We start from the raw sequence: 25,564 nt of genomic DNA, 5'->3' as shown, positions 1-25,564 counted from the left end.
CTCAGCCGGATGAGGACAGGAACGCCCGCATCACCGGGCGCAGGCTCGGGATCAGCTCGTAGGCGCCGATCTCGTGCAGCGGAACCCAGGCGCACCCGTCGAGATGGTCGCCCTCCTCCTGGTTCTCCAGGCTGGGGTCGAGTGTGACCGGACGGCACCGCCGCGCCGCCGCCACCACGCGGACCTGCCCGCCCGCCGGGCGGCCGGGGCCCGCGCGGTCCGGCATGAACCACTGCCACAGGTGGAACGGCGGACCGGGGTCGATCTTGAGACCGACCTCCTCCCACACCTCCCGCCTGATGTGGTCGTCGAGGCCGAGGTCGCCCTCCACCTCCAGCCGCCCGCCGGGCACCTCCCAGCGCCCCGGGTGGAACGGGTCGGACGCCGACTTGCGGACCAGCAGCAGCCGCCCGCCGGACACGATGAACGCCTTCTGCGCGAACTGCAGGGTGATCGGGGAGAAGGCGGTGAGGGGGCCGGCCGCGCCGGCCTCGGCCGAGGGCATCGCGGAACTACCTCCCCTGGCCCTGGCGGGCCGTACCGGAGGGTGCGGGGGTCCCCCCACGTGAGATCAGGCCGTGGTCCCGTCACCGTAACAGCGCCGGACCGTGACGCCGAGAGGACCGCCGCGCCAGAACTTCCTCACCCATCGGCCCCTCCCCGGCGGCCCCGGACGCCCCGCGCCGCGCCGGAACGACCGTCCGGCCCGGGAATGGGCGCGGGTCCCACGCTGTTGAGCACGGTGGCGTACCTCACTCAGGCACCACGGCGGGCCCCGGCGGACGGCCCCGTCCCGGCCGGTGCGGGGGCTCCGAGCGGGTGGTAGTCTTGGTGGCCGACCGGCTCTGCGCGTGCGACCCAGCGGTGGCGCGCGCCGGGCGCACAAGCGGAGGCCACCTCCCACCTGACCGGCCGCAAGGCCGGTGGGTCTCGGTCCGGCGAACGGGCGCGCGGCGCTCGTCCAGCCGTCGTCCCCGAGCGGCCAGGCCGCCGGGGAGACCGAAGGTGGCCCCGTACGTGACGTCGTGCGGGGCTTTTCTCGTGGAAGCCTCGGGGTACGACCGGTCAAACGAACGTGAACGGCCCCAAGGAGGTCCCATCAGCGCCGAACCGCGTATCAACGACCGCATTCGCGTGCCCGAGGTCCGGCTCGTCGGCCCGAACGGCGAACAGGTGGGCATCGTGCCCATCGCCAAGGCCCTTGAACTCGCGCGCGAGTCGGACCTCGACCTCGTCGAGGTCGCGCCCACGGCGCGCCCGCCCGTCGCCAAGCTCATGGACTACGGCAAGTTCAAGTACGAGTCCGCGATGAAGGCGCGTGAGGCGCGCAAGAACCAGGCGCACACGGTCATCAAGGAGATCAAGCTCCGCCCGAAGATCGACCCGCACGACTACGAGACCAAGAAGGGTCACGTGGTGCGGTTCCTGAAGGCCGGGGACAAGGTGAAGGTCACGATCATGTTCCGCGGTCGTGAGCAGTCCCGTCCCGAGCTCGGTTTCCGGCTGCTGCAGCGGCTCGCCGACGACGTCGAGGAGCTCGGCTTCGTCGAGTCGCGGCCCAAGCAGGACGGCCGGAATATGATCATGGTGATCGGACCGCACAAGAAGAAGACGGCCCGCGGTCAGGAGACCGAGAGCGCCTGACGGCCGTCCCGGGACCGCTCCCGTGGCGGGCCCGGTACCGCGACCTCGCGGGCGGAGCGGGGTCACGGCGCACGTAGATTGAAGCCTGACCAGGCGCGTCCACGGCATTCGTGCGATGCGTCGATCAGGCGCGCCCCCGTGCCGTCCGGACCGGGGCAGGGACAGAGGGAGACGACGGCGACCATGCCGAAGACCAAGACCCACAGCGGTGCCAAGAAGCGCTTCAAGCTGACCGGCACCGGCAAGGTGATGCGCCGCCGCGCCAACCGCAACCACCTGCTTGAGCACAAGCCGTCCAAGCGGACCCGGCGGCTGGACGGCCCGGCCGTGGTGGCCGACGCCGACGCCAAGAACATCAAGAAGCTGCTGCGCAAGTAGCACCCGACCGGCAACATCAGCGACCGGCCGAGGCCCGGACGGCCCCGGCCCCCACGAAGGAGTTCAGCACGTGGCACGCGTGAAGCGGGCGGTCAACGCCGCCAAGAAGCGTCGGGTCGTCCTGGAGCGGTCGAGCGGCTACCGCGGCCAGCGCTCTCGCCTGTACCGCAAGGCCAAGGAGCAGCAGCTCCACTCGATGACCTACGCGTTCCGTGACCGCAAGGACCGCAAGGGCCAGTTCCGCCGCCTGTGGATCCAGCGCATCAACGCGGCGGCCCGCGCCAACGGCATCACCTACAACCGGTTCATCCAGGGCCTGAAGGCCGCCGAGGTCGAGGTCGACCGGCGCATGCTCGCCGAGCTCGCCGTGAACGACGCGCCCGCCTTCGCCGCCCTGGTCAAGGTGGCCAAGGACGCGCTCCCCGCCGAGGGAAACACGGAGGCGGCCTGAGCCCGGGCATCCGGACTCGGGCGAACGACGCGACATGGCGGGCCGCGAGCTGACCTCCGTCCGGTCTCCACGGGTGAAGGCCGCTCGGCGGCTCGCCAAACGGGCCTTCCGGCGCCGCGAGAACCGGTTCCTCGCCGAGGGGCCGCAGGCGGTCCGGGAGGCGCTGGAGATCCCCGGCGGGCTGGCCGAGCTGTTCACCACGGCGGAGGCGGAGGCCCGCCACCCCGAGCTGGTGGCCGCGGCCGAGCGGGCGGGCGCGCCGGTGCTGCGCGTCAGCGGCGAGGTCATGGCCGAGCTCGCGCAGACCGTCACCCCGCAGGGGCTGCTGGCGGTGTGCGGGTTCGTGGACGTCCCGCTGGAGACGGCGCTCGCCGCCGGTCCCCGGCTGGTGACCGTCCTCGCGCACGTCCGCGACCCCGGCAACGCGGGCACGGTGCTGCGCACCGCCGACGCGGCGGGCTCGGAGGCGGTCGTGTTCACCGACGCGTCCGTCGACCCCTACAACGGCAAGTGCGTGCGCGCCTCGGCGGGCAGCCTGTTCCACCTGCCCGTCGTCGTCGGCCCGCGGTTCGACGCGCTCGTCCCGGAGCTGCGCGGCGCGGGGCTCACCGTCCTCGCCGCGGACGGCGGGGGCAAGCGCACGCTGGACGAGGCGCTCGACGACGGCCTCCTCGCGCGCCCCACCGCCTGGGTGTTCGGCAACGAGGCGTGGGGACTGCCCGCCGAGATCCTCGGCAGCGTCGACGAGGTCGTGCGCGTCCCGATCCACGGGCGCGCCGAGAGCCTGAACCTCGCGACGGCCGCTGCCGTATGCCTCTATGCCTCGGCCCGCGCCCAGCGCGGGACGTGACCGGCGCGCAACCGGGCCAGCGGCGCGCCGAGGGCCGCTGCGGTGCGTGACCGGATGGCCGCAACCGGTCGTCCCGGTCGCGGTGCCCCGGGCGGTGAGCTGGGAGGATGGTCCGCACGCCGAGGTCGGTCCGGGGGTGGACCGGCCGCCGCGGAACTCGTCCGCAGGTAGGAGCGGGAACGGGCCTGACGAGGGATCTCTCCGCCCTGGTCCGGTGCCTACGGTGTTGATCAGTGCTTTGACCAGGGGCGGCGCCGATGCCGCGCAGAGTGGGGGCGAACGTGATGACCGAGGAGACCTGGCCGCCCAGGAGGGCGGGCCGGCGCGGGCCGGACGTGCGGTGCGCGCCGCGCGCCGTCGCCGCGGCTCCCGGGGCCTCCGGCGCGCGGGCCGGGGGCGACCGCGGCCCGGCCGGACGTGTCCCGGGCGGCCTCGCCGCGGGCACCGTCGCGAGCGCGGCCCCGAGCACCGCCGAACTGCGGGTCGAGGTCGCGCTGCGGCACGGCGACACCGCCGTCGTCGCGGTGGCGGGCGAGATCGACCTGCACACGGCCGACACCCTGCGCGCGCGGCTCGTCGAGCTGCACGGCGCGGGGACGCGCCGCCTGGTGGCCGACTTCACGGCCGTCCCGTTCTGCGACGCGGCCGGGCTCGGCGCGCTGGTCGCCGCGCACAACCAGGTCTCGGCGACCGGCGGCGAGATCGCGCTCGCCGGGGTGCGCCCCGCTCAGCTGCGGCTGCTGCGGATCACCGGGCTCGACCGCCTGTTCGCCGTCCACGCGGACGTGCCGGACGCGCTCGCCGACCACGACTCGCCGAGCACCTCCCGCTGACGTCCGCGATCTGCTGACGTCCGCGAACCGTTGTTGTCCGCGAACCGCTGTCCGTGATCCGGTGACTTCGCGAGCCTGTGGGTCCGCGTCCCGGTGAGGCCCGTGTCCGGGTGACGTTTGCGACCCTCGGGGCGCGGGGCCGGTCTCGGGGCCGCCGCGATCCGCCCGCGGGCTACAGATGCCTTTCCGCAGGGGGCTTTCCGGGTCCCGCAAGACACCCGACTGCGGCTAGAGTCTCTTCTCGACAGGCCGCGTTCCCTTCGGTGTTCTGGAGGCCGCTGTGGGCGGAGAGGAAGCCCCTCGCGTGGCCGCCCGCGTGCCCGCGCAGCGGTCCGCGGCCGGCCCCGGCGGGGATCCGTCCGGCCTCGCCCCGGTCGCCGCCGCGGTCGCGGCCGACGAGCTGCCCGACGGGCTGCTCGTCGCGGGCCGCGACGCCCGGGTGCTGGTGTTCAACGCCGCCGCCGCGCGGATGACCGGCGTCGAGGCCGGGGCCGCGCTCGGCCGCGACTTCCGCGACGTCCTGCCGCTGCACGACGCCGAGGGCCGCGACTGGTGGAAGTGCCTCGCCCCCTACGACGGCCTCGCCACCCGCACCCGCCACCCCGAGCGCGTCCTGTTCCTGCCCGACGGCACGGAGGTGCTGGTCACCGCCGCGTACCGGCGCGACGGCGAGGGCCGCGTGGAGCGGTTCACCGTGTGCCTGCGGGACGCCCTGCACCGCGCCCGCCAGGAGCGCGACCGCGCCGACCTCGTCTCCACCGTCGCGCACGAGCTGCGCTCCCCGCTGACCAGCGTCAAGGGCTTCACCGCGACGCTGCTGGCCAAGTGGCACCGCTTCAACGACGACCAGAAGCGCGTCATGCTGGAGACGGTCAACGCCGACGCCGACCGGGTCACCCGGCTGATCACCGAGCTGCTGGACGTGTCCCGCATCGAGGCGGGCCGGCTGGAGATGCACCGCCAGGTCGTCGACCTGCCGGAGGAGGTCCGCAAGGTGATCGCGGGCCGGGTCGCGGCGGGCGAGGCGGAGGACCGGTTCCGCTTCGAGACGCGCGGCGAGCTGCCCGAGATGTGGCTCGACCCCGACAAGATGGATCAGATCCTCGGTAACCTTGTGGAGAACGCGGTGCGCCATGGGGCGGGCACCGTCACCATCGTGGTGGAGCCGGACGCGCACAAGGAGGGAGCCGCCGTGTCGGTGCGCGACGAGGGCGAGGGCATCCCGCCCGAGGCGGCCCAGCGCGTCTTCCGGCAGTTCTGGCGCGGCCCCGGCGGCAACCGCCGCGGCGGCACCGGCCTCGGGCTCTACATCGTGAAGGGCCTGGTCGAGGCGCACGGCGGCGTGATCGCCGTGCGGCGGGCGCCCGGCGGCGGCGCCGAGTTCCGATTTACCGTGCCCGCAGGGGCCCCCGACCACGCCGGCTGAGCCCGGCGGCCGCCGGGCCCCTGGACGGGCCGCGCGTTCCGCGCACGCTTTCCGGATCTTCACCGCCCGCGCACTAGACTGCGGGCGTCCCACGCCGACCGGAGTCGATGACACAGCCATGTCTGCACCCAACAAGTCCTTTGATCCCGTCGAGGTGTCCGCGCTGAGCGCGGCGGAGCTGGAGCGGGCCCGCGACGCGGCGCTCGCGGCCATCGCCGCCGCCGCCGACCTCGACGAACTGAAGCAGGTCCGCCTCGCGCACGCCGGCGACCGCTCCCCGCTGGCGCTCGCGAACCGCGAGATCGGCGCGCTGCCGCCCGCCGCCCGCGCCGACGCGGGCAAGCGCATCGGCGCCGCCCGCGGCGCCGTCGGACAGGCGCTCAAGGCGCGCCAGGCGGAGCTGGAGGAGGAGCGCGACCAGCGCGTGCTGGTCGAGGAGACCGTCGACGTCACGCTCCCGTGGGACCGCGCTCCGCGCGGCGCCCGCCACCCGCTGACCACCATGCAGGAGCGGATGGTCGACGTCTTCGTCTCGATGGGCTTCGAGGTCTCCGAGGGCCCCGAGGTCGAGGCCGAGTGGTACAACTTCGACGCCCTGAACTTCCTGCCCGACCATCCGGCGCGCACGATGCAGGACACGTTCTTCGTCGAGTCGGAGGAGTCCGGCCTGGTGATGCGGACGCACACCTCGCCGATGCAGATCCGGTCGCTGCTGGCGCGCGAGCTGCCGGTGTACGTGGTCGCGCCGGGGCGCACCTTCCGCACCGACGAGCTGGACGCCACCCACAGCCCCGTCTTCCATCAGTTGGAGGGCCTCGTGGTCGACGAGGGCCTGACGATGGCCGACCTGCGCGGCGGCATCGACGCCTACGTGAAGGGGATGTTCGGCGAGGGTCTGAAGACGCGGTTCCGGCCGTCGTACTTCCCGTTCACCGAGCCGTCCGGCGAGGTGGACATGCAGTGCTTCGTGTGCCGGGGCGCGTCCGCCGAGCCGGGCGCCGAGCCGTGCCGCACCTGCGGCTCGGAGGGCTGGATCGAGCTCGGCGGCTGCGGCATGGTCAACCCGCGGGTGCTGCGCGCCTGCGGCGTCGACCCGGACCGCTACAGCGGCTGGGCGTTCGGCCTCGGCGTCGAGCGGACGCTGATGTTCCGGCACGGCGTGGAGGACATGTACGACATGGTGGAGGGCGACGTCCGGTTCACCCTCCCGTTCGGGATGGAGATCTGATGCGGGCCCCGCTTTCCTGGCTGCGCGAGTACGCCGAGCTGCCCGCGGACGTGACGGGACGCGCGCTCGCCGAGAAGCTGATCGCGGCGGGCCTTGAGGTCGAGACGGTCGAGCGTGCCGGCGCCGACATCACCGGCCCGCTCGTCATCGGCGAGGTGCTGGCGTTCGAGGAGCTGACGGAGTTCAAGAAGCCGATCCGCTACTGCCGGGTCGACGTCGGCGACGCGAACGGGACGGGCGAGCCGCAGAACATCATCTGCGGGGCGTCCAACTTCGCGGTCGGCGACCACGTGGTCGTGATCCTGCCGGGCGGCGTGCTGCCCGGCGGGTTCGAGATCGGCGCCCGCAAGACCTACGGCCGGGTGTCGGAGGGCATGATCTGCTCGGTCAGCGAGCTGGGCATCGGGGACGACCACAGCGGCATCCTCGTCCTGCCCGCGGACACGCCGGTCGGCGCGGACGCGATCGAGCTGCTCGGGCTGCGCGACGACGTCCTCGACATCGCCGTCACGCCCGACCGCGGCTACGCGCTGTCGATCCGCGGCCTCGCCCGCGAGGCGGCGACCGCGTACGACGTGCCGTTCAAGGACCCGGCCGATGTGGAGCTCCCCGAGAAGAACGGTGAGGCGTACCCGGCGAGCATCGGCGACCCGACCGCGTGCGACCGGTTCGTCCTGCGCGAGGTGCGGGGCCTCGACCCGGACGCGCAGACCCCGATGTGGATGCGGGTCCGCCTGCACCGCGCCGGGATGCGTCCCGTGTCGCTGGCCGTGGACGTCACCAACTACCTGATGCTGGAGCTCGGGCAGCCGCTGCACGCGTTCGACCGGGGCAAGCTCACCGGCCCGATCGTGGTGCGCCGCGCCGCGCCCGGCGAGGAGCTGGAGACGCTCGACCACGTCAAGCGCGAGCTCGACCCCGGCGACATCCTGATCACCGACGAGTCGGGCCCGATCTCGATGGCCGGGACGATGGGCGGCCTCGCCACCGAGATCGACGAGCGGTCGTCCGACATGGTGATCGAGGCGGCGCACTTCGACGCGATCGGCACCGCGCGGATGAGCCGCCGGCACAAGCTGCACAGCGAGGCGTCGCACCGGTTCGAGCGCGGCGTCGACCGCGAGCTGCCGCTGTACGCCTCGTACCGGGCGGTGCGGATGCTGGCCGAGCTGGGCGGCGCGGAGGTCCTGCCGGGCGTGACGCACGCCGAGGCGCCGGTCGAGCCGGTGACGGTGACGATGCCCGCCGCGCATCCGGGACGGGTCGCGGGCATGCCGTACACGCGGGACGCGGTCGTCCGCCGCCTGGAGCAGGTCGGCTGCGCGGTCGCGGGCGGCGACGTGCTGACGGTGACGCCGCCGTCGTGGCGCCCGGACCTCACCGAGCCGAACGACCTGGCCGAGGAGGTCATCCGGCTCGAAGGGTACGAGGAGATCCCGGCGCGGGCGCCGCGCCCGGTCGCGGGGCAGGGGCTGACCGTCCGGCAGCGGCTGCGGCGGCGGGTCGGCCGCGCGCTCGCGGGCGCCGGGTACGTCGAGGTGCTGGCGTTCCCGTTCGTGTCCGACAAGGACCTGGACGGCCTCCAGCTCCCCGCGGGCGACGCGCGCCGCCGCGCGATGCGGCTGGCGAACCCGATGTCGGAGGAGGAGCCGCTGCTGCGCACCACGCTGCTGCCCGGCCTGTTCAAGGTGCTGGCGCTCAACGTGGGACGCGGCTTTAGCGACGTCGCCCTGTACGAGCTGGGCGCGGTGTTCCGGCCGCGTCCGGACGCCCCGGACCGGGCGCCGCGCCTCGCGGTCGACCGCGGTCCGACGCCGGAGGAGATCGCGTCGGTCGAGGCGGCGCTGCCGGACCAGCCGCACCGGGTCGCGGTCGTCCTGTCGGGCGACCGGGAGCCGTCCGGCTGGTGGGGCGGGGGACGTCCCGCGCTGTGGGCGGACGCGATCGAGGCCGCCCGCACGGTCGCCCGCGAGGTCGGCGTCGAGCTGACCGTCAAGGCCGACCGGCACGCGCCATGGCATCCGGGCCGCTGCGCCGCGCTCTACGTGGGCGACACGCTCGTCGGGCACGCCGGCGAGCTGCACCCGCGCGTCACGAAGGCGTACGGGCTGCCCGCGCGGACCTGCGCGATGGAGCTGGAGCTGCGGCTGCTCGGCGAGCCGGTCGCGGTGACCGCGCCGCACGTGTCGTCGTATCCGGTCGCGACGCAGGACGTCGCGCTGGTCGTCGGCTCGGGCGTGCCCGCCGCGGAGGTCGAGGCAGCGCTGCGCGACGGCGCGGGCGGCCTGCTGGAGGCGATCCGCCTGTTCGACGTCTACACCGGCGAGCAGGTGGGGGAGGGGCGCAAGTCCCTCGCGTACTCGCTCCGGTTCCGCGCCCCGGACCGGACGCTCACCGCCGAGGAGGCGTCGGAGGCCCGCGCCGCTGCGGTCGCCGCCGCGGCCGAGCGCACGGGCGCCGTCCTGCGCGGCGCCTGACCCATCCCGTCGGAAGCCGCCCCGGACGACGTCCGGGGCGGCTTCGCCGTATCGGCCCGCGTGTCCGAACACGGCTTGTGTAGTGCCAAGACGTCGGGTACGCTCACTGGGTCACATTGCCGCCCGGTAGGGGAGTCCATTGAGGATCTGAGGTCCGACACCGCGCAGCGGCCGTTCACCGGCCCGCGCACGTGACCTCAGTGTGGACTCCGATCCCGCCGGGCTTTTCCATGCCCGCCGGCGCGTCGCGCGTTCCGCGGTGTCTCCATGCGTCCCGCACCTGCTCATCACCATGGAGGCCACCCATGTCATATGCCGTCGTGTGCTCGGATCTGACGTTCGCCTGGCCGGACGGCACGGTCGTCCTGGACGGTCTCGACGCCGCCTTCGGCACGGGCCGGACGGGCCTGATCGGCGTCAACGGATCCGGCAAGTCCACCCTGCTGAAGATCATCGCGGGGGAGCTGCGCCCGGCGTCGGGCAAGGTGAGCGTCGACGGGGAGACCGGCTACCTGCCGCAGAACCTCGTCCTCGACGACGCCGCCACGGTCGCGGACCTGCTCGGCATCGCCGCGACCCGCGCCGCGCTGCACGCCATCGAGCGCGGCGAGGCGACCGAGGAGAACTTCGCCGCCGTCGGCGACGACTGGGACGTCGAGGAACGCGCCCGCGCCGAGCTCGACCGGCTCGGCCTGCACCACCTCGGCCTCGACCGGACGGTGCCGACGCTGTCCGGCGGCGAGGCCGTGATGGTCGGGCTGGCGGCGCGGTTCCTCGCCCGTCCCGACGTCCTGCTGCTGGACGAGCCCACCAACAACCTCGACCTGGACGCGCGCCGCCGCCTGTACGACGCCGTCGCGTCCTGGACGGGCGTGCTCGTCGTCGTCAGCCACGACCGGGAGCTGCTCGACCGCGTCGACGAGATCGCCGACCTGCGGGACGGCGCGGTGCGGACGTTCGGCGGCAACCTGTCCGCCTACGAGGAACTGCTCGCCGTCGAGAAGGAGGCCGCCGAGCGGACCGTCCGCGCCGCCGAGACCGACCTGCGCCGCCAGAAGAAGGAGCTGGAGGAGGCGCACGTCAAACTGGCCAGGCGGAAGCGGTACGGCGACAAGATGAGCGAGACCAAGCGCGAACCGAAGATCGTCATGGGCGCGCGGAAGCGGGCCGCGCAGGAGTCGGCCGGCAAGCACCGCATCATGCACGAGGAGCGCCTCGCGGACGCCCGGTCGCGCCTCGCGGAGGCGGAGGACGCCGTCCGCGAGGACGCCGGGATCCGCGTCGAGCTGCCCGCGACCCGGGTGCCCGCCGGGCGGACGGTCGTGACCGTCACGGGCCTGCCCGCGCCGCCCGACCCGGAGCCGGGCACGCTGGCGGAGCTGATCGTCCGGGGGCCGGAGCGGATCGCGCTGGTCGGGCCGAACGGCTCGGGCAAGACGACGCTGCTGCGGGCCCTCGCGGGGGAGCGCGTCCCGGACGGGACATCCGTCCGGATCGGCGTGGACGGCGTCCGGTACCTGCCGCAGCGGCTCGACGTCCTCGACGACGGGCTCAGCGTGTTCGAGAACGTCCGGGCGCAGGCGCCGTCCGCGACCCCGGCCGAGGTGCGGAACGGTCTGGCGCGGTTCCTGTTCCGCGGGGCGCGGGCCGACCGTCCCGCCGGGACGCTGTCGGGCGGCGAGCGGTTCCGCGCCGTCCTCGCGTCGCTGCTGCTCGCCGAGCCCGCCCCGCGGCTCCTGCTGCTGGACGAGCCGACGAACAACCTCGACATGGCGAGCGCCGCCCAGCTCTCCCAGGCCCTGGCCGCCTACGAGGGCGCCATGGTCGTGGTCAGCCACGACGTGCCGTTCCTGCGCACCCTCGCCCTGACCCGCTGGCTCCGCATGGACCGCGAGACGGGCCTGACCGAAACAGAACCGATGTAATCGACGACGACAGCCCCGGCGTCACGGGTTGTGCGGTCTCCGGGCGCCCAGCGCCCGGAGACCGCACGACCCGCCGACGCAGGCGACCGCAGCGACGCCACGCGGCCCGCACGGGCGAAACGAACCGGTACGGCGTCGTGAGGATCGCCTGCGTCGCGACGGGGGTTCCAGGGGGTCGCCCCCCTGGGAGATCAGGTAAGGACGCGCTTCGTGAACGTCCGGGTCGCGGCCCAAGTGAGCAGGGCCGTTCCGCCGGTGATCGCCAGCAGGAACGCCCAGGTCGGCATGTGCGGGACCTCCGGCGTCAGCGCGCTGCGCAGCCCCTCGCTCACGTACACGAGGGGGTTGAACAGGCTGAGGATCTGCAGCCAGCGGATGTTCTCCAGCGCCGACCACGGGTAGTACACGCAGCCGAGCATGGTCATCGGCAGCAGCACCATCGCGAACAGCATCTGGACCTTCTGCGGGTTCAGCAGCGTGCCGAGCAGCAGCCCGCCGGACGCGGACAGCAGCGACCCCACCACCATGACCACGATCAGGACGGGCCAGTTGTCCACGTGCACCTTGGGCGCCTCGCCGTCGGCGTGGATGAACAGCACGGCCGGGAACACCAGCAGCCCGCCGATCAGCCCCTGCGTCGCCGCCGCGATGATCTTCTGGACGGCCAGCAGCGGGATCGGCACCGGCGCCAGCGCCCGGTCGGTGATCGACTTCTGCCAGGTCAGCTCCATCATCAGCGGGAAGATGACCGCCATCATCGCCTGCATGATGATCGAGGACCCGATGAGGCCGGGCAGCAGGATGGTGGAGAACGTCGGCCCGCCCGCGCCGCCCGCCATGGCACCGCCGCCGAGCTTCGGCAGGACGTAGGCGAACACGAAGACGAACATCACCGGCTGCACCAGCACCCGGGTGAACGTCGACACGAAGTTCTTGCGCATGACCCGCGCCTCGCGCGCCATCATCGCGCCGAACGTGCGGGGCAGCGTGGCGCGCGCGGGGGGCGGCGGGGCGAGCCTGGCGGGAGTGGCCGGAGCCGCCGGCACGGCGGAGGCGGTCATTCGCGGTAGTCCCTTCCGGTGAGGGTGAGGAAGACGGTCTCCAGGCTGGGCCGGAGCTGGGTCGCGTCGGTGACGCCGACGCCCGCGCCCGCGCCGATCGCGACGAGCTCGCCGAGCAGGCCCTCCGGCTCGGAGGCGAACACCCGGACCTGGCCGTCGTTGATCTCGACCTTGCTGATGCCGTTCCGCTCGGACAGCCCGCGGACCTCCTCCGGCACGGCCGAGTCGTAGGTCACGGTGATCACGGTGTCGGCGCCCGCGTTCGACTTGAGCTTGTCCACCGTGCCGCTGGCGAGTATCTCGCCGTGGTCGACGACGGCGACCCGGTCGCAGAGCGCCTCCGCCTCCTCCATGTAGTGGGTGGTGAGCATGATCGTCTGCCCGGCGGCCTGGAGGCCGCGCAGCACCTCCCACAGGTTGGTGCGCGTCTGCGGGTCGAGCCCGGCGGTCGGCTCGTCCAGGAACAGGACCTCCGGGCCGTGCATGAGCGCCCGGCAGATCATCACGCGCTTGGCCTGCCCGCCCGAGATCTCGAACGGCTTGCCGCCGCGCTGCTCGGTCAGCCCGAACAGCTCAAGCAGCTCGTCCGCGCGGCGGCGGGCGTCGCGGGCGCTCAGCCCGAAGTACCGCCCGCGGAACTCCAGGTTCTCGAAGACGTCCAGGTCGCTGTCGAGGCTGTTCTGCTGCGACACGACGCCGATGCGGCGCTTGATCGCCACGGCGTCCTTCACCACGTCCAGGCCGCACACGGTGGCGCTGCCGCCGGTCGGGACGACGAGCGTGGTGAGCATTCCGATGGTGGTCGACTTGCCCGCGCCGTTCGGGCCGAGCAGGCCGAAGAACTCGCCGCGCCGGACGTCCAGGTCGATGCCCCGCACGGCGGGCACCTCCGGGCGCTGGCCGGACGCGGCGTAGGTCTTCTTCAGCCCGACCGTGCGAACGGCGATCTCGGATTGGTCGGCCTCCGGCGCCGCGGCCTCCCCCGGCGCGGGCTCCGGGGACGCGGGCTCTGCGGACGCGGTCTCTGGTGGCGCGGCTTGCGGCGGCTTGGTCACGCGCCGTCTCCCTTCGCTTCAGGTCCGTCCGAATCGTCCTCCGCGGCGGAGAAGTTCTCGAACTGTTTTATGAGGTTGAGCAGGAACCGCCGGACGGCCGCCTCGTCGCCCTCGTCGACGACGGAGTAGAGGCGTCCGAGGTCCCGCCCGATGGGCTGCGACTTCTCCGCGACCAGCCGGCGGCCGGAGTCGGTGATGCGCAGCATCACGCCGCGCCGGTCGCGGTAGGAGCGCTCGCGGCGGACGTGCCCGTTGCGCTCCAGCGTGTCGACGACCGAGGTGACGGTCGCCGGGGTGACAAGCATCCGCTTCGCGATCTCGCCCGCCCGCAGCCCGTCCTCGGCGATGAGCTCGCGCAGCAGGAAGTAGCCCGCCGGGCTGATGCCGTGCCGCTCGATGATCCGCCACACGACGGGGCCCGACAGGCGGGACGCGATGGCGAACAGCCGCCCGATCGGCCACTCCTCCATGGGTCCCGGCGCCACCAGGCCGCCGATGCCGAGGTTCTCCATGCCGGGGATGTTAGGGGACTGATGGTTAGAGAGCAAATCTTTAGATCCCTAACTACTTTCCGGATCATGGCGTCAATCTAGGTTGACATCCTGGTGGATGTCAACACAGGTTGACGCTGTGGCGCTCGTCTCACCCCGTCCCGAACGGCATCCCGGCGTTGAATAGGAATCCATGGTCATGCATACTCTTGCTAGTCATCTTCGAAGGGCAGAGCGGGACATGGGAATCCGGACGGCGGTCGCCGGCGCCAGCGGTTACGCGGGCGGCGAGCTGCTGCGCATCCTGGCGGGACATCCAGAGTTCGAGATCGGCGCGCTGACGGCGGGCTCCAACGCGGGCACCGAGCTCGGCGCGCACCAGCCCCACCTGCGATCCCTGGCCGGGCGCGTCCTGGCCGAGACCACCCCGGACACGCTGGCCGGGCACGACGTCGTGTTCCTCGCCCTGCCGCACGGGCGGTCGGGCCCGCTCGCCGCCGAGCTCGGCGACGACGTCCTGGTCGTCGACTGCGGCGCCGACCACCGGCTCACCGACCCGGCGTCCTGGGAGAGGTTCTACGGCACGCCCCACGCGGGCTCCTGGCCCTACGGCCTGCCCGAACTGCCCGGCGGCCGCGAGGCGCTGCGCGGCGCGAAGCGCGTCGCCGTCCCCGGCTGCTACCCGACCGCCGTCTCGCTCGCGCTGTTCCCGGCGCTCGCCGCCGGGCTCGCCGAGCCGGACGTCGTCGTGGTCGCCGCGTCCGGCGCCTCGGGCGCCGGACGGTCCCTCAAGCCGCACCTGCTCGGCAGCGAGGTCATGGGCTCGGTGTCCGCCTACGCCGTGGGCGGGTCGCATAGGCATACACCCGAGATGGTCCAGAACCTGAGCGCGGCGGCGGGGGAGCCGGTCACCGTCTCCTTCACGCCGACGCTCGCGCCGATGAGCCGCGGCATCCTCGCGACCTGCACGGCGAAGGCGCGTCCCAGCGTGACCGCCGCCGCGCTGCGCGCCGCCTACGCGGACGCCTACGCCGGCGAGCCGTTCCTCGGGCTCCTGCCGGAGGGGCGGTGGCCCGCGACGGCCATGACGCTCGGCGCGAACACGGTCCTCGTCCAGGTCGCCCTGGACGAGGCGGCCGGCCGCGTCGTCGCGGTCGCCGCCGTCGACAACCTCGCCAAGGGCACCGCGGGCGGCGCGGTGCAGTGCGCCAACCTCGCGCTCGGCCTCCCGGAAGAACTCGGGCTCACCACGATCGGAGTCTCCCCTTGAGCGTCACCGCCCCCAAGGGCTTCCGCGCCGCCGGCGTCGTCGCCGGGCTGAAGCCGAGCGGCAACCGCGACGTCGCCCTCGTCGTCAACGACGGGCCGTCCCGCGCGGCGGCGGGCGTGTTCACCCGCAACCGCGTGCGCGCCGCGCCCGTCCTGTGGTCGGAGCAGGTGCTCAAGGGCGGGCGGGTCCGCGCCGTCGTGCTGAACGCGGGCGGCGCGAACGCCTGCACCGGCGCGCCCGGCTTCCAGGACACGCACGCCACCGCCGAGAAGGTCGCCGACCTGCTGGACGATTCCGCGGGCGAGATCGCGGTCTGCTCCACCGGCCTGATCGGCGAGCGCCTCCCGATGGACCTGCTGCTCACCGGCGTCGACAAGGCCGCCGCCGAGCTGACCCGCGGGGACGGCGGGCTCGCCGCCGCGGACGCGATCCGCACCACCGACACCGTCGCGAAGATCTCCTTCCGGCAGGGCGCGGGCGGCTACATGATCGGCGCGATGGCGAAGGGCGCGGGGATGCTCGCGCCGTCCCTCGCGACGATGCTCAGCGTCATCACCACCGACGCCGACCTGCCCGCCGAGACCCTCGACCGGGCGCTGCGCGCGGCGACCGGCGTCACCCTCGACCGGCTCGACTCCGACGGCTGCATGTCCACGAACGACACCGTCCTGCTGATGGCGTCGGGCGCGGCGGAGGTCGTCCCGGCCGAGGAGGAGTTCACCGCGCTGCTCACCGAGGTCTGCGCCGACCTGACCCGGCAGCTCCTCGTGGACGCCGAGGGCGCGTCCAAGGCCATCGCGATCGAGGTGGTCGGCGCCGCGTCCACCGGGGACGCGGTCACCGTCGGACGCTCCATCGCCCGCAACAACCTGCTGAAGTGCGCCATCCACGGCGAAGACCCGAACTGGGGCCGCGTCCTGTCCGCCGTCGGCACCACCGACGCCGTGTTCGACCCGGACGAGCTGAACGTCGCGATCAACGGCGTGTGGGTGTGCCGGGGCGGCTCGTTCGGCGACGACCGCGACAAGGTCGACCTCCGCCCCCGCGACGTGACGATCACCGTCGACCTGTCCGCGGGCCCGCACAGCGCGACCGTCTGGACGACCGACCTCACGGCCGACTACGTCCACGAGAACTCGGCGTACTCCACGTGAGCGCCGTCACGAGCGGCGCGGAGCTCCGCAAGAACCGCGCGGGCGTGCTCGGCAAGGCCGGGACGCTGATCGAGGCGCTGCCGTGGCTGGAGCGCTTCCACGGCAAGACCGTCGTGATCAAGTACGGCGGGCACGCGATGACCGACGAGAGGCTCCGCCACTCGTTCGCCGAGGACGTCGTGTTCCTCCGCTACGCCGGGCTGCGGCCAGTGATCGTGCACGGCGGCGGCCCGCAGATCAACGCGGCGCTCGCCCGCAACGGGATCGACTCGACGTTCACCGCGGGGCTGCGGGTGACGACGCCGGAGGCCATGGAGGTCGTCCGGATGGTGCTGACCGGCCAGGTGCAGCGCGACGTCGTCGGCCTGATCAACCGGCACGGCCCGTTCGCGCTCGGCATGTCCGGCGAGGACGCGAACCTGTTCACCGCCGAGCGCAAGCAGGCCGTCGTGGACGGCGCGCCCGTCGACATCGGCCAGGTCGGCGAGATCGTCGAGGTGCAGGTCGGGGCCGTCCGGTCGCTGCTGGACGACGCCCGCGTCCCGGTGATCTCCAGCGTGGCGCGCGGCGACGACGGCGAGGTCTACAACGTCAACGCCGACACGGCCGCCGCCGCGCTCGCGGTCGCGCTGGACGCGGAGAAGCTCGTCGTCCTCACCGACGTCGAGGGCCTCTACGCCGACTGGGCCCCGGACCGGGAGCAGGGCGGCGACGACGTGATCGACAGCCTCACCGCCGACGAGCTGGCCGCCATGCTGCCGGACCTGTCGTCCGGGATGGTGCCGAAGATGGAGGCGTGCCTCACGGCCGTGCGCGGCGGCGTCCCGCAGGCCCACGTGCTGGACGGCCGCGTCCCGCACGCGCTGCTGCTGGAGATCTTCACCGACGAAGGGATCGGGACGATGGTGCTGCCCAGCCTCCCCGGCGGCCCGGAGGCCAAGGAGGAGACGGCATGAGCGGCGCGGAACTGAGGGCCCGGTACGAGGCCGCGTTCATGCCGAACTACGGCGTCCCGCCGCTGGCGCTGGCGCGCGGCGAGGGCTCCCGGGTCTGGGACGCCGACGGCCGCGCCTACCTCGACCTGATCGCCGGGATCGCGGTCAGCTCGCTCGGGCACGCCCACCCGGCGCTCGTGGAGGCCGTGTCCGCGCAGGTCGCGACGCTGGCGCACACGTCCAACCTGTTCCTGCACGAGCCGGAGGTGCTGCTCGCCGAGCGGCTCCGCGAGCTGCTCGGCGGCGGCGGCAGGGTGTTCCTCACCAACAGCGGCACCGAGGCGAACGAGTGCGCGCTGAAGCTCGCCATCAAGTACGGGAAGGCGAACGGCCGGTCGTACTTCGTCGCGGCGGAGAACGGGTTCCACGGGCGGAGCATGGGCGCGCTGTCCCTGACGGGGAAGGCGGCGATCCGGGAGCCGTTCGGGCCGTACGCGATCGACGTGCGGTTCGTCCCGTACGGGGACGCCGACGCGCTCAAGTCCGCGGTGACCGCCGACTGCGCGGCCGTGTTCCTGGAGCCGACGCTGGGCGAGGCCGGGGTCGTCCCGCCGCCGGAGGGCTACTTCGCCGCCGCCCGCGAGATCTGCGACGCGACGGGCGCGCTGTTCGTCGCCGACGAGATCCAGTCCGCGATCGGGCGGACGGGCGCCTGGTTCGCGTTCGAGCACGAGAACGCCAAGCCCGACGTGCTCACGCTTGCCAAGGGCCTCGGCGGCGGGCTGCCGATCGGGGCGTGCGTCGCGTTCGGCGAGCACGGCGGCCTGTTCGCCAAGGGCGACCACGGCAGCACCTTCGGCGGGAACCCGGTCGGCGCGGCCGCGGCCCTCGCCGTCCTCGGGACCATCGAGAAGGACGGCCTGCTCGCCCACGCCGCCGAGGTCGGGGAGATCCTGGCCGAAGGGCTCGGCGCCGTCGAGCATCCGCTGCTCGCGGGCGTGCGCGGACGCGGCCTGTGGCGCGCCGCCGTCCTCACCGGGCCGCACGCGCCCGCCGTGGACGCCGCCGCGCGCGACGCCGGGTTCCTGATCAACGCGGTCGCGCCGGACGCGCTGCGCATCGCCCCGCCGCTGGTCCTCACCGCCGACGAAGCGCGCTCCTTCACCGCCGCGTTCCCCTCGATCCTCGACGCCGCGCAGCCGGAGGCATGACGTGACGCTCCCCACGACCAGGCACTTCCTCCGCGACGACGACCTCACCCCCGCCGAGCAGGCCGAGGTGCTCGACCTCGCCGCCAAGGTGAAGAAGGACCGGTTCGCCTACCGTCCGCTGGCCGGTCCCCGCTCGGTCGCCGTCCTGTTCGACAAGCCGTCCACGCGGACGCGGCTGTCGTTCGCGACCGGCATCGCCGAGCTCGGCGGCAACCCCCTCGTGATGGACGCCGGAACGAGCCAGCTCGGCCGCGGCGAGACCATCGCCGACACCGCCCGCGTCCTGGAACGGCAGGTCAGCGCCATCGTCTGGCGGACGGCCGGGCAGGAGCGCGTCGACGAGATGGCCGCCGGGACCACCGTGCCGGTCGTGAACGCGCTCACCGACGAGTTCCACCCTTGCCAGGTGCTCGCCGACCTGCAGACCGTCCGGGAGGCGAAGGGCGGCCTGCCCGGCGTCACCCTCGCCTACTTCGGCGACGGCGCGAACAACATGGCGCACTCCTACCTGCTGGGCTGCGCGACCGCCGGGATGCACGTCCGCGTCGGCGCGCCCGCGTCGCTGCCGCCCGACCCGGCCGTCGTCGCCCGCGCCGCCGAGATCGCCGCCGCCACCGGCGGGTCCGTGACCGTCACCGACGACGCCGCGGAGGCCGCCGCCGGAGCCGACGTCCTCGCCACCGACACGTGGGTGTCCATGGGCCAGGACGGCAAGGACACGTCCGTCTACGAGCCCTACGCGATCACCGAGGAGCTGCTCGCCGCGGCGGGGCCGGAGGCGATCGTCCTGCACTGCCTGCCCGCCTACCGGGGCAAGGAGATCGCCGCGTCCGTCCTGGACGGCCCGCGGAGCCGCGTGTGGGACGAGGCCGAGAACCGCCTGCACGCCCAGAAGGCGCTGCTCGTCTGGCTGCTGGAGCGCTCCCCGTGACGACCCCCATGACTAAGGCCGCCCGGCACGCCCGGGTGATCGAGCTGCTGACCCGGCACCCCGTCCACTCGCAGGGCGAGCTCGCCAAGCACCTCGCCGACGACGGCGTCGAGGTCACCCAGGCCACGCTGTCGCGCGACCTGGTGGAGATCGGCGCGGTGAAGCTGCGCGCCGACGACGGCAGCCTGATCTACGCCGTCCCCGGCGAGGGCGGCGAGCGGATCCGGCGGGCCCGCACGGGCGCCGCCGAGACGTTCACCGGACGGCTCTCCCGGCTCGCCGCGGAGCTGCTCGTCTCGGCCGAGGCGTCGGCCAACCTGGTCATGGTGCGGACCCCGCCCGGGGCCGCGCAGTACCTGGCCTCGGCGATCGACCACGCCGAATGGCCGACCATCCTCGGCACCGTCGCGGGCGACGACTCGATCCTCGTCATCGCCCGCGACCCGGACGGCGGCGACGCCGTCGCGCAGGCGCTGCTCAGGCTGACCGACGGGCGCGAACGACGAAGCTAGGGCCGCCCAGGCGGCCCCGTCCCAGCCCGCACCGCCCGCGAAAATTCCACGAACTTCGAGCACAGGAGATAACGATCATGAGCGAGCGCGTCGTACTCGCGTACTCCGGGGGACTGGACACCTCCGTCGCCATCCCGTACCTCGCCGAGCAGACCGGCGGCGACGTCATCGCGGTCGCCGTCGACGTCGGCCAGGGCGGCGAGGACCTGGAGGAGATCCGCAAGCGGGCCCTCGCCTGCGGCGCGGCCGAGGCCGTCGTCGTGGACGCCAAGGAGGAGTTCGCCGCGGACTTCTGCGTCCCCGCCCTCCAGGCCAACGCCCTCTACATGGACCGCTACCCGCTGCTGTCCTCGCTGTCCAGGCCGCTGATCGTCAAGCACCTCGTCGCCGCCGCGAAGCGGTTCGGCGGGACGACCGTCTCGCACGGCTGCACCGGCAAGGGCAACGACCAGGTCCGGTTCGAGGCGGGACTCGCCGCCCTCGCCCCCGACCTGAAGATCATCGCCCCGGCCCGCGACTTCGCCTGGACGCGCGACAAGGCCATCGCGTTCGCCGAGGAGAAGGGCCTGCCGATCGACGTGTCGGCCAAGTCCCCGTACTCCATCGACCAGAACCTGTGGGGACGCGCCGTCGAGACGGGCTTCCTGGAGGACATCTGGAACGGCCCCATCGAGGACGTCTACGACTACACCGCCGACCCCGCCGAGCCGCGCGAGGCCGACGAGGTCGTCATCACGTTCGAGGCAGGCGTGCCCGTCGCGCTGGACGGCCGCCCGCTCACCCCGTTCCAGGTCGTCGACGAGCTGAACCGCCGCGCGGGCGCGCAGGGCGTCGGCCGCATCGACATGGTCGAGGACCGGCTCGTCGGCATCAAGAGCCGCGAGGTCTACGAGGCGCCCGCCGCGATCGCGCTCATCGCCGCGCACATGGAGCTGGAGAACGTCACCGTCGAACGCGACCTCGCCCGCTTCAAGCGGTCCGTCGACCAGCGCTGGGGCGAGCTCGTCTACGACGGCCTCTGGTTCTCGCCGCTGAAGGACGCCCTGGACGCGTTCATCGCCGACGCGCAGCGGCACGTGTCCGGCGACGTGCGGATGACGCTGCACGGCGGCCGCGCCGTCGTCACCGGGCGGCGCAGCGGCTCGTCCCTCTACAGCTACGACCTCGCCACCTACGACACCGGCGACGCCTTCGACCAGAGCCTCGCCAAGGGCTTCGTCGAGCTGTGGAGCCTGCCCAGCAAGATCGCCGCCAAGCGCGACCGCGAGGTCTGACCGGGGCGGCGCGCCCGCCGCGGGGTGCGGTTTCGCCGTACCCTGTGGCGGACGCCGGGCAGCCGACGCGGGGACGCCGGGTCGCGGCGTCCCCGCGTCGCGCCGTGCTGCGGCGGGCGTGGTGAGATGAGACGACGAACCTCCAGCGGTGGGAAGAGAGAAGATTCGTGACCAAGGCACCGACGCGGCTGTGGGGCGGCCGGTTCGAGGGCGGCCCGTCGGACGCGCTCGCCCGGCTCTCGGTGAGCGTCCAGTTCGACTGGCGGCTCGCCCCCTACGACCTGATGGGCTCGCGCGCGCACGCCCGCGTCCTCAACCGGGCGGGGCTGCTCACCGACGACGAGCTGGAACGCATGATCGGTGCCCTCGACGACCTGGAGGAGGCGTGCCGCACCGGCGAGTTCCGCCCGACGGTCGCCGACGAGGACGTCCACACCGCCCTCGAACGCGGCCTGCTGGAGCGGCTCGGCGCACTCGGCGGCAAGCTCCGCGCGGGCCGCAGCCGCAACGACCAGGTCGCCACCGACCTGCGCCTCTACCTGCGCGACCACGCCCGGCAGATCGTGTCCCGGCTGGTCGAGCTGGAGACCGCGCTGATCGCGCAGGCCGAGCACAACCTCGGCGTCGCCGCGCCCGGCATGACGCATCTCCAGCACGCGCAGCCGGTGCTGTTCTCGCACCAGCTCCTCGCGCACGTCCAGCCGCTGACCCGCGACATCGCCCGGCTCCGCGACTGGGACAAGCGCGCCGCGATCTCCCCGCTCGGCTCCGGGGCGCTCGCCGGGTCGTCCCTGCCGCTCGACCCGCAGGCCACGGCCGCCGAGCTCGGCTTCGACGCCGCCGCGCCCAACTCGATGGACGCCGTCGCCGACCGCGACTTCGTCGCCGAGTTCCTCTTCGCCGCCGCGCTGGTCGGCGTCCACCTGTCGCGCCTCGGCGAGGAGGTGTGCCTCTGGGCGTCGCAGGAGTTCCGCTGGATCGAGATGGACGACACCTACGCCACCGGGTCGTCGATCATGCCGCAGAAGAAGAACCCCGACGTCGCCGAGCTGGCCCGCGGCAAGGCCGGGCGCCTCATCGGCCACCTCGTCGGCCTGCTCACCACCCTCAAGGGCCTCCCGCTCACCTACAACCGCGACCTCCAGGAGGACAAGGAGGGCGCGTTCGACGCCGTCGAGACGCTGCTGCTCGTCCTGCCCGCCATGTCCGGGCTGATCGCGACGATGCGGATCAACACCGAGCGGCTGGAGGCCCTCGCCCCGGACGGCTTCGCGCTCGCCACCGACCTCGCCGAGCTGCTCGTCCGGCGCGGCGTCGCGTTCCGCGACGCGCACGAGGTCGTCGGGCACCTCGTCGTCTGGTGCCAGGTCAACGACAAGGACTTCGACGACCTCACCGACGAGGAGCTGGCCAAGGTGTCGCCGCACCTCACGCCGGACGTCCGCGAGGTGCTGAACGTGCAGGGCGCGCTCGCGTCCCGCAAGGCGTACGGGGGGACCGCGCCGGACCGCGTCGGCGAGCAGATCACCGCGCTGCGCGGACTCGTCAACGAGCACGCCGCCTGGGCCGCCGGATCGGACGCCTGAGCACTCTGATGCATTGTGGAACCGTCTTTCCGCTTCGTAAGGGGCCGGTTCGGGCTGGACTGCCACCTACGGGTTGGAAGCCCCCCATTCTTTCGGTGGGGAGCGGAGTCACGGGGTTGAGCCGATGAACGAACAACCCCTGCTGCCTCGGGACTTCTTCGACCGTCCCGTGGACGAGGTCGCGCCCGCGCTGCTCGGCCAGGTGCTCCGCCACCGCACGCCGGACGGCGAGGTCGCGGCCCGGCTGACCGAGGTCGAGGCGTACGCCGGTCCGCTCGACCCCGCGTCCCACGCCTACCGCGGGCGGACGCCCCGCAACGCCGTCATGTTCGGTCCGCCCGGCCACGCCTACGTGTACTTCACGTACGGGATGCACTTCTGCATGAACCTCGTCTGCGGGCCGGACGGGACGTCGATGGCCGTCCTCCTCCGCGCCGGGGAGATCATCGCGGGGGAGGACGTCGCGCGGGAGCGGCGGCCGCGCTCGTCCGTCCGCGACCTGGGCCGCGGGCCCGCGCGGCTGTGCCAGGCGCTCGGCATCGCCCGCGAGCAGAACGGCCTGGACGTCTGCGCGCCGGACGGCCCGCTCACCGTCCACGCGGGCGAGCCGGCCGACCCGGCGCTCATCAGGACGGGCCCGCGCACCGGCGTGAACGGCGCCAAGGAGGTGCCGTGGCGGTTCTGGATCGACGGCGACCCCAGCGTGTCGCCGTACCGGCCGCACGTCCCGAGGCAGCGCAAGAAGTCCGTCCCCACGCGCGGCGGACGGTGAATCGACTGGCGTCGTCCCGTCCCGCCGGGCACCCTGGTGGGCACACGGAAAGCGAACCGGAGACGAGGGAGACCGTGACCGACATCCTGGATGATCTCGCGTGGCGCGACCTGATCGCGCAGTCCACCGACCTGGACGAACTGCGGGCCATGCTCGCCGCGGGACCGGTCACCCTCTATTGCGGCTTCGACCCGACGGCGCCCTCGCTGCACCTCGGCAACCTGATCCAGATCCTCACGCTGCGGCGCTTCCAGCAGGCCGGGCACCGCCCGATCGGCCTGGTCGGCGGCGCCACCGGGCTCATCGGCGACCCGAGCGGGAAGAGCGCGGAGCGCGTGCTCAACTCAGCGGAGACCGTCGCGGGCTGGGTCGAGCGCATCCACGGCCAGGTCTCGAAGTTCCTGGACTTCCACGACGGTCCGACGGGCGCGACGATGGTCAGCAACCTCGACTGGACGGGCCCCATGTCCGCCATCGAGTTCCTGCGCGACATCGGCAAGCACTTCCCGGTGAACCGGATGCTCGCCCGCGAGACCGTCAAGGCCCGCCTCGACAGCACCGGGATGAGCTACACCGAGTTCAGCTACGTCCTGCTCCAGTCGATGGACTTCCTCGAGCTGTACCGGCGGCACGGCTGCCGGCTGCAGACGGGCGGAAGCGACCAGTGGGGCAACCTCACCGCCGGCGTCGACCTCATCCGCCGCGTCGAGGGCGGCAGCGCGCACGCGCTCACCACCCCGCTGCTCACCAAGGCGGACGGGTCCAAGTTCGGCAAGACGGCCGGCGGCGAGACCTACTGGCTCGACCCCGAGCTGACCTCGCCGTACGCGTTCTACCAGTTCTGGATCAACGCGGACGACCGGGACGTCGAGAAGTTCCTCAAGGTGTTCAGCTTCCGCTCCCACGAGGAGATCGGCGCGCTGGTGAAGGAGGGCACGGACCGTCCGGCCGCCCGCGCCCCGCAGCGCGCCCTCGCCGAGGAGATGACCACCCTGGTCCACGGGGCGGACGAGACGGCGCGCGTCATCGCCGCGTCCCGCGCCCTGTTCGGTCAGGGTGCCCTGGAGGAACTGGACGAGCGGACGCTCCGCGCCGCGCTCGCCGAGGTTCCCCGCGCCGAGGTGCCACCGGGTGCGCTGCCGCCCGTGGTCGACCTGCTGGCCGCCTCGGGCCTCTGCAAGAGCAAGTCGGAGGCGCGGCGGGCCATCACGCAGGGCGGCGCCTACCTCAACAACGCGAAGGTGGAGTCCGAGGACGCCGTGCCTGACGCCTCCGACCTGCTGCACGGGCGGTTCCTCGTCCTGCGGCGGGGGAAGCGGAACGTGGGCGGGGTCGAGGTGACCGCCGCGTCCTGAGCCCGCCTGAGCCCGTGTGAGACCGCCCGTCCGGACATGTTCCGGGCGGGCGGTCGTCATGCCGAGACAAAAACTCGGTAGATACACGTCACAGTGCGGTTACAAGCGCCCCGGACTGGGCATGTAGAGAGCCTTGAAAAGAACACCTGACCTGGGGTTTCAAGGCTCACGGAGTCGATTTGACGCTCCCGGCGACGGGTCATACTGTTCTACTCGCCCCCAGGGGAGCGGGGCGCCGACAGGCGCCCGACCTCGGAGGGAACCCACTACGCACCGGCCAGGTGAGCTACTTGTGGCTTACCTATCGGACGTAATGGGACGATCGCCCCAGAGTTTGACATATGGGACAGGTTGGGTAGGCTTGAAGGGTTGCCCCGGAGCCGGGGCCCGCGGGAGCGGGTGGTCGGCGCGGTGGGTGTCCGTTTCTTGAGAACTCAACAGCGTGTTAAAAGCCAGTGCCTTTATACGGCCAGGCCGGGTTTCCTGGTTTGGTCGTCCCCGTGGCCACTCCTTTGTGGGGTGGTGGGGATTTCTTTGAGGCAATGCACGGCCCTCTTATGTGGGGTCGTGTTCTTGCTGGGATTGTTTTCCTGAGGTTTGGCTGCGCGGGGTTCGCCTCTCGTGTGGTCGTTGTGCCTTGATGGAGAGTTTGATCCTGGCTCAGGACGAACGCTGGCGGCGTGCTTAACACATGCAAGTCGAGCGGAAAGGCCCCTTCGGGGGTACTCGAGCGGCGAACGGGTGA

General features: G+C 73.0%; 23 protein-coding genes and 1 rRNA gene. 20 read left to right on the top strand and 4 right to left on the bottom strand.

The window, feature by feature from the left end:
• Nucleotide 1: 1 nt before the first annotated feature.
• Complete coding sequence (locus FXF68_RS40550) at nucleotides 2-505, bottom strand: NUDIX domain-containing protein (RefSeq protein WP_148768148.1); 504 nt, start codon at nucleotides 503-505, stop codon at nucleotides 2-4.
• Between the two features lie 536 nt (nucleotides 506-1,041).
• On the opposite strand from FXF68_RS40550, the gene infC reads away from it, so the two are divergent.
• From infC to FXF68_RS40505, 9 genes are all read left to right on the top strand, one after another.
• On the top strand, nucleotides 1,042-1,644 hold the full coding sequence (gene infC / locus FXF68_RS40545) for a translation initiation factor IF-3 (protein ID WP_255220319.1): 603 nt from the start codon (nucleotides 1,042-1,044) through the stop codon (nucleotides 1,642-1,644).
• 183 nt (nucleotides 1,645-1,827) lie between these two features.
• The gene (gene rpmI / locus FXF68_RS40540; RefSeq protein ID WP_067894345.1) at nucleotides 1,828-2,022 is read left to right on the top strand and encodes a 50S ribosomal protein L35; all 195 of its coding nucleotides are present in this window, start codon (nucleotides 1,828-1,830) and stop codon (nucleotides 2,020-2,022) included.
• Between the two features lie 70 nt (nucleotides 2,023-2,092).
• A complete protein-coding gene (gene rplT, locus FXF68_RS40535; protein WP_148768147.1) occupies nucleotides 2,093-2,473 on the top strand; it encodes a 50S ribosomal protein L20 in 381 nt (126 codons plus the stop codon).
• Between the two features lie 34 nt (nucleotides 2,474-2,507).
• A complete protein-coding gene (locus tag FXF68_RS40530) occupies nucleotides 2,508-3,323 on the top strand; it encodes a TrmH family RNA methyltransferase (RefSeq protein ID WP_148768146.1) in 816 nt (271 codons plus the stop codon).
• Between the two features lie 257 nt (nucleotides 3,324-3,580).
• Nucleotides 3,581-4,156, top strand: a complete 576-nt coding sequence (locus FXF68_RS40525; RefSeq protein WP_246179213.1) for an STAS domain-containing protein — start codon at nucleotides 3,581-3,583, stop codon at nucleotides 4,154-4,156.
• 316 nt (nucleotides 4,157-4,472) lie between these two features.
• A complete protein-coding gene (locus FXF68_RS40520) occupies nucleotides 4,473-5,582 on the top strand; it encodes a sensor histidine kinase (protein WP_148768235.1) in 1,110 nt (369 codons plus the stop codon).
• Between the two features lie 118 nt (nucleotides 5,583-5,700).
• Nucleotides 5,701-6,810, top strand: coding sequence for a phenylalanine--tRNA ligase subunit alpha (pheS, locus tag FXF68_RS40515; protein ID WP_148768145.1), 1,110 nt, complete (start codon nucleotides 5,701-5,703; stop codon nucleotides 6,808-6,810).
• Nucleotides 6,810-9,287 (top strand): phenylalanine--tRNA ligase subunit beta, encoded by a 2,478-nt coding sequence (pheT, locus tag FXF68_RS40510; RefSeq protein ID WP_148768144.1) that lies wholly within the window; start codon nucleotides 6,810-6,812, stop codon nucleotides 9,285-9,287. The genes pheS and pheT overlap by 1 nt, the downstream gene beginning before the upstream one ends.
• A 305-nt stretch (nucleotides 9,288-9,592) precedes the next feature.
• A complete protein-coding gene (locus FXF68_RS40505; protein WP_148768143.1) occupies nucleotides 9,593-11,212 on the top strand; it encodes an ABC-F family ATP-binding cassette domain-containing protein in 1,620 nt (539 codons plus the stop codon).
• A gap of 191 nt (nucleotides 11,213-11,403) precedes the next feature.
• Here the strand turns inward: FXF68_RS40505 and FXF68_RS40500 are convergent, their stop codons facing one another.
• The 3 genes from FXF68_RS40500 to FXF68_RS40490 are packed head-to-tail and all read right to left on the bottom strand — an operon-like array spanning nucleotide 11,404 to nucleotide 13,840.
• Complete coding sequence (locus FXF68_RS40500) at nucleotides 11,404-12,273, bottom strand: ABC transporter permease (protein WP_148768142.1); 870 nt, start codon at nucleotides 12,271-12,273, stop codon at nucleotides 11,404-11,406.
• A complete protein-coding gene (locus FXF68_RS40495; protein WP_222870336.1) occupies nucleotides 12,270-13,328 on the bottom strand; it encodes an ABC transporter ATP-binding protein in 1,059 nt (352 codons plus the stop codon). Before FXF68_RS40495 ends, FXF68_RS40500 begins: the two co-directional genes overlap by 4 nt.
• Complete coding sequence (locus tag FXF68_RS40490; protein ID WP_148768141.1) at nucleotides 13,325-13,840, bottom strand: MarR family winged helix-turn-helix transcriptional regulator; 516 nt, start codon at nucleotides 13,838-13,840, stop codon at nucleotides 13,325-13,327. The genes FXF68_RS40495 and FXF68_RS40490 overlap by 4 nt, the downstream gene beginning before the upstream one ends.
• Before the next feature lie 220 nt (nucleotides 13,841-14,060).
• Between FXF68_RS40490 and argC the strand changes: the two genes are divergently transcribed.
• From argC to FXF68_RS40435, 11 genes are all read left to right on the top strand, one after another.
• On the top strand, nucleotides 14,061-15,089 hold the full coding sequence (argC, locus tag FXF68_RS40485; protein WP_148768140.1) for an N-acetyl-gamma-glutamyl-phosphate reductase: 1,029 nt from the start codon (nucleotides 14,061-14,063) through the stop codon (nucleotides 15,087-15,089).
• Nucleotides 15,086-16,243, top strand: coding sequence for a bifunctional glutamate N-acetyltransferase/amino-acid acetyltransferase ArgJ (gene argJ / locus FXF68_RS40480; RefSeq protein WP_148768139.1), 1,158 nt, complete (start codon nucleotides 15,086-15,088; stop codon nucleotides 16,241-16,243). The genes argC and argJ overlap by 4 nt, the downstream gene beginning before the upstream one ends.
• Nucleotides 16,240-17,199: an acetylglutamate kinase gene (gene argB / locus FXF68_RS40475; protein ID WP_148768138.1), complete on the top strand. Its 960-nt coding sequence runs from the start codon at nucleotides 16,240-16,242 to the stop codon at nucleotides 17,197-17,199. The genes argJ and argB overlap by 4 nt, the downstream gene beginning before the upstream one ends.
• The gene (locus tag FXF68_RS40470; RefSeq protein ID WP_148768137.1) at nucleotides 17,196-18,389 is read left to right on the top strand and encodes an acetylornithine transaminase; all 1,194 of its coding nucleotides are present in this window, start codon (nucleotides 17,196-17,198) and stop codon (nucleotides 18,387-18,389) included. The genes argB and FXF68_RS40470 overlap by 4 nt, the downstream gene beginning before the upstream one ends.
• A 1-nt stretch (nucleotide 18,390) precedes the next feature.
• Nucleotides 18,391-19,320, top strand: a complete 930-nt coding sequence (gene argF, locus FXF68_RS40465; protein WP_148768136.1) for an ornithine carbamoyltransferase — start codon at nucleotides 18,391-18,393, stop codon at nucleotides 19,318-19,320.
• Nucleotides 19,321-19,328: 8 nt separating this feature from the next.
• Nucleotides 19,329-19,832, top strand: a complete 504-nt coding sequence (locus FXF68_RS40460) for an arginine repressor (RefSeq protein WP_067905644.1) — start codon at nucleotides 19,329-19,331, stop codon at nucleotides 19,830-19,832.
• Between the two features lie 77 nt (nucleotides 19,833-19,909).
• Nucleotides 19,910-21,106 carry an argininosuccinate synthase gene (locus FXF68_RS40455; protein ID WP_148768135.1) on the top strand — a complete coding sequence of 399 codons (1,197 nt, stop codon included), beginning with the start codon at nucleotides 19,910-19,912 and terminating at the stop codon, nucleotides 21,104-21,106.
• A gap of 167 nt (nucleotides 21,107-21,273) precedes the next feature.
• Nucleotides 21,274-22,692, top strand: a complete 1,419-nt coding sequence (gene argH, locus FXF68_RS40450; RefSeq protein WP_148768134.1) for an argininosuccinate lyase — start codon at nucleotides 21,274-21,276, stop codon at nucleotides 22,690-22,692.
• Nucleotides 22,693-22,816: 124 nt separating this feature from the next.
• Nucleotides 22,817-23,464 (top strand): DNA-3-methyladenine glycosylase, encoded by a 648-nt coding sequence (locus FXF68_RS40445; protein ID WP_148768133.1) that lies wholly within the window; start codon nucleotides 22,817-22,819, stop codon nucleotides 23,462-23,464.
• Between the two features lie 74 nt (nucleotides 23,465-23,538).
• Complete coding sequence (gene tyrS, locus FXF68_RS40440) at nucleotides 23,539-24,819, top strand: tyrosine--tRNA ligase (RefSeq protein WP_148768132.1); 1,281 nt, start codon at nucleotides 23,539-23,541, stop codon at nucleotides 24,817-24,819.
• 637 nt (nucleotides 24,820-25,456) lie between these two features.
• Nucleotides 25,457-25,564 (top strand): 16S ribosomal RNA (locus FXF68_RS40435); the annotation flags it as partial.

The organism is Actinomadura decatromicini, from assembly GCF_008121305.1.
GTDB lineage: Bacteria > Actinomycetota > Actinomycetes > Streptosporangiales > Streptosporangiaceae > Spirillospora > Spirillospora syzygii.
Note: the sequence above shows the minus strand (reverse complement) of the source record. Positions and strands in the feature narration are given on the sequence as shown.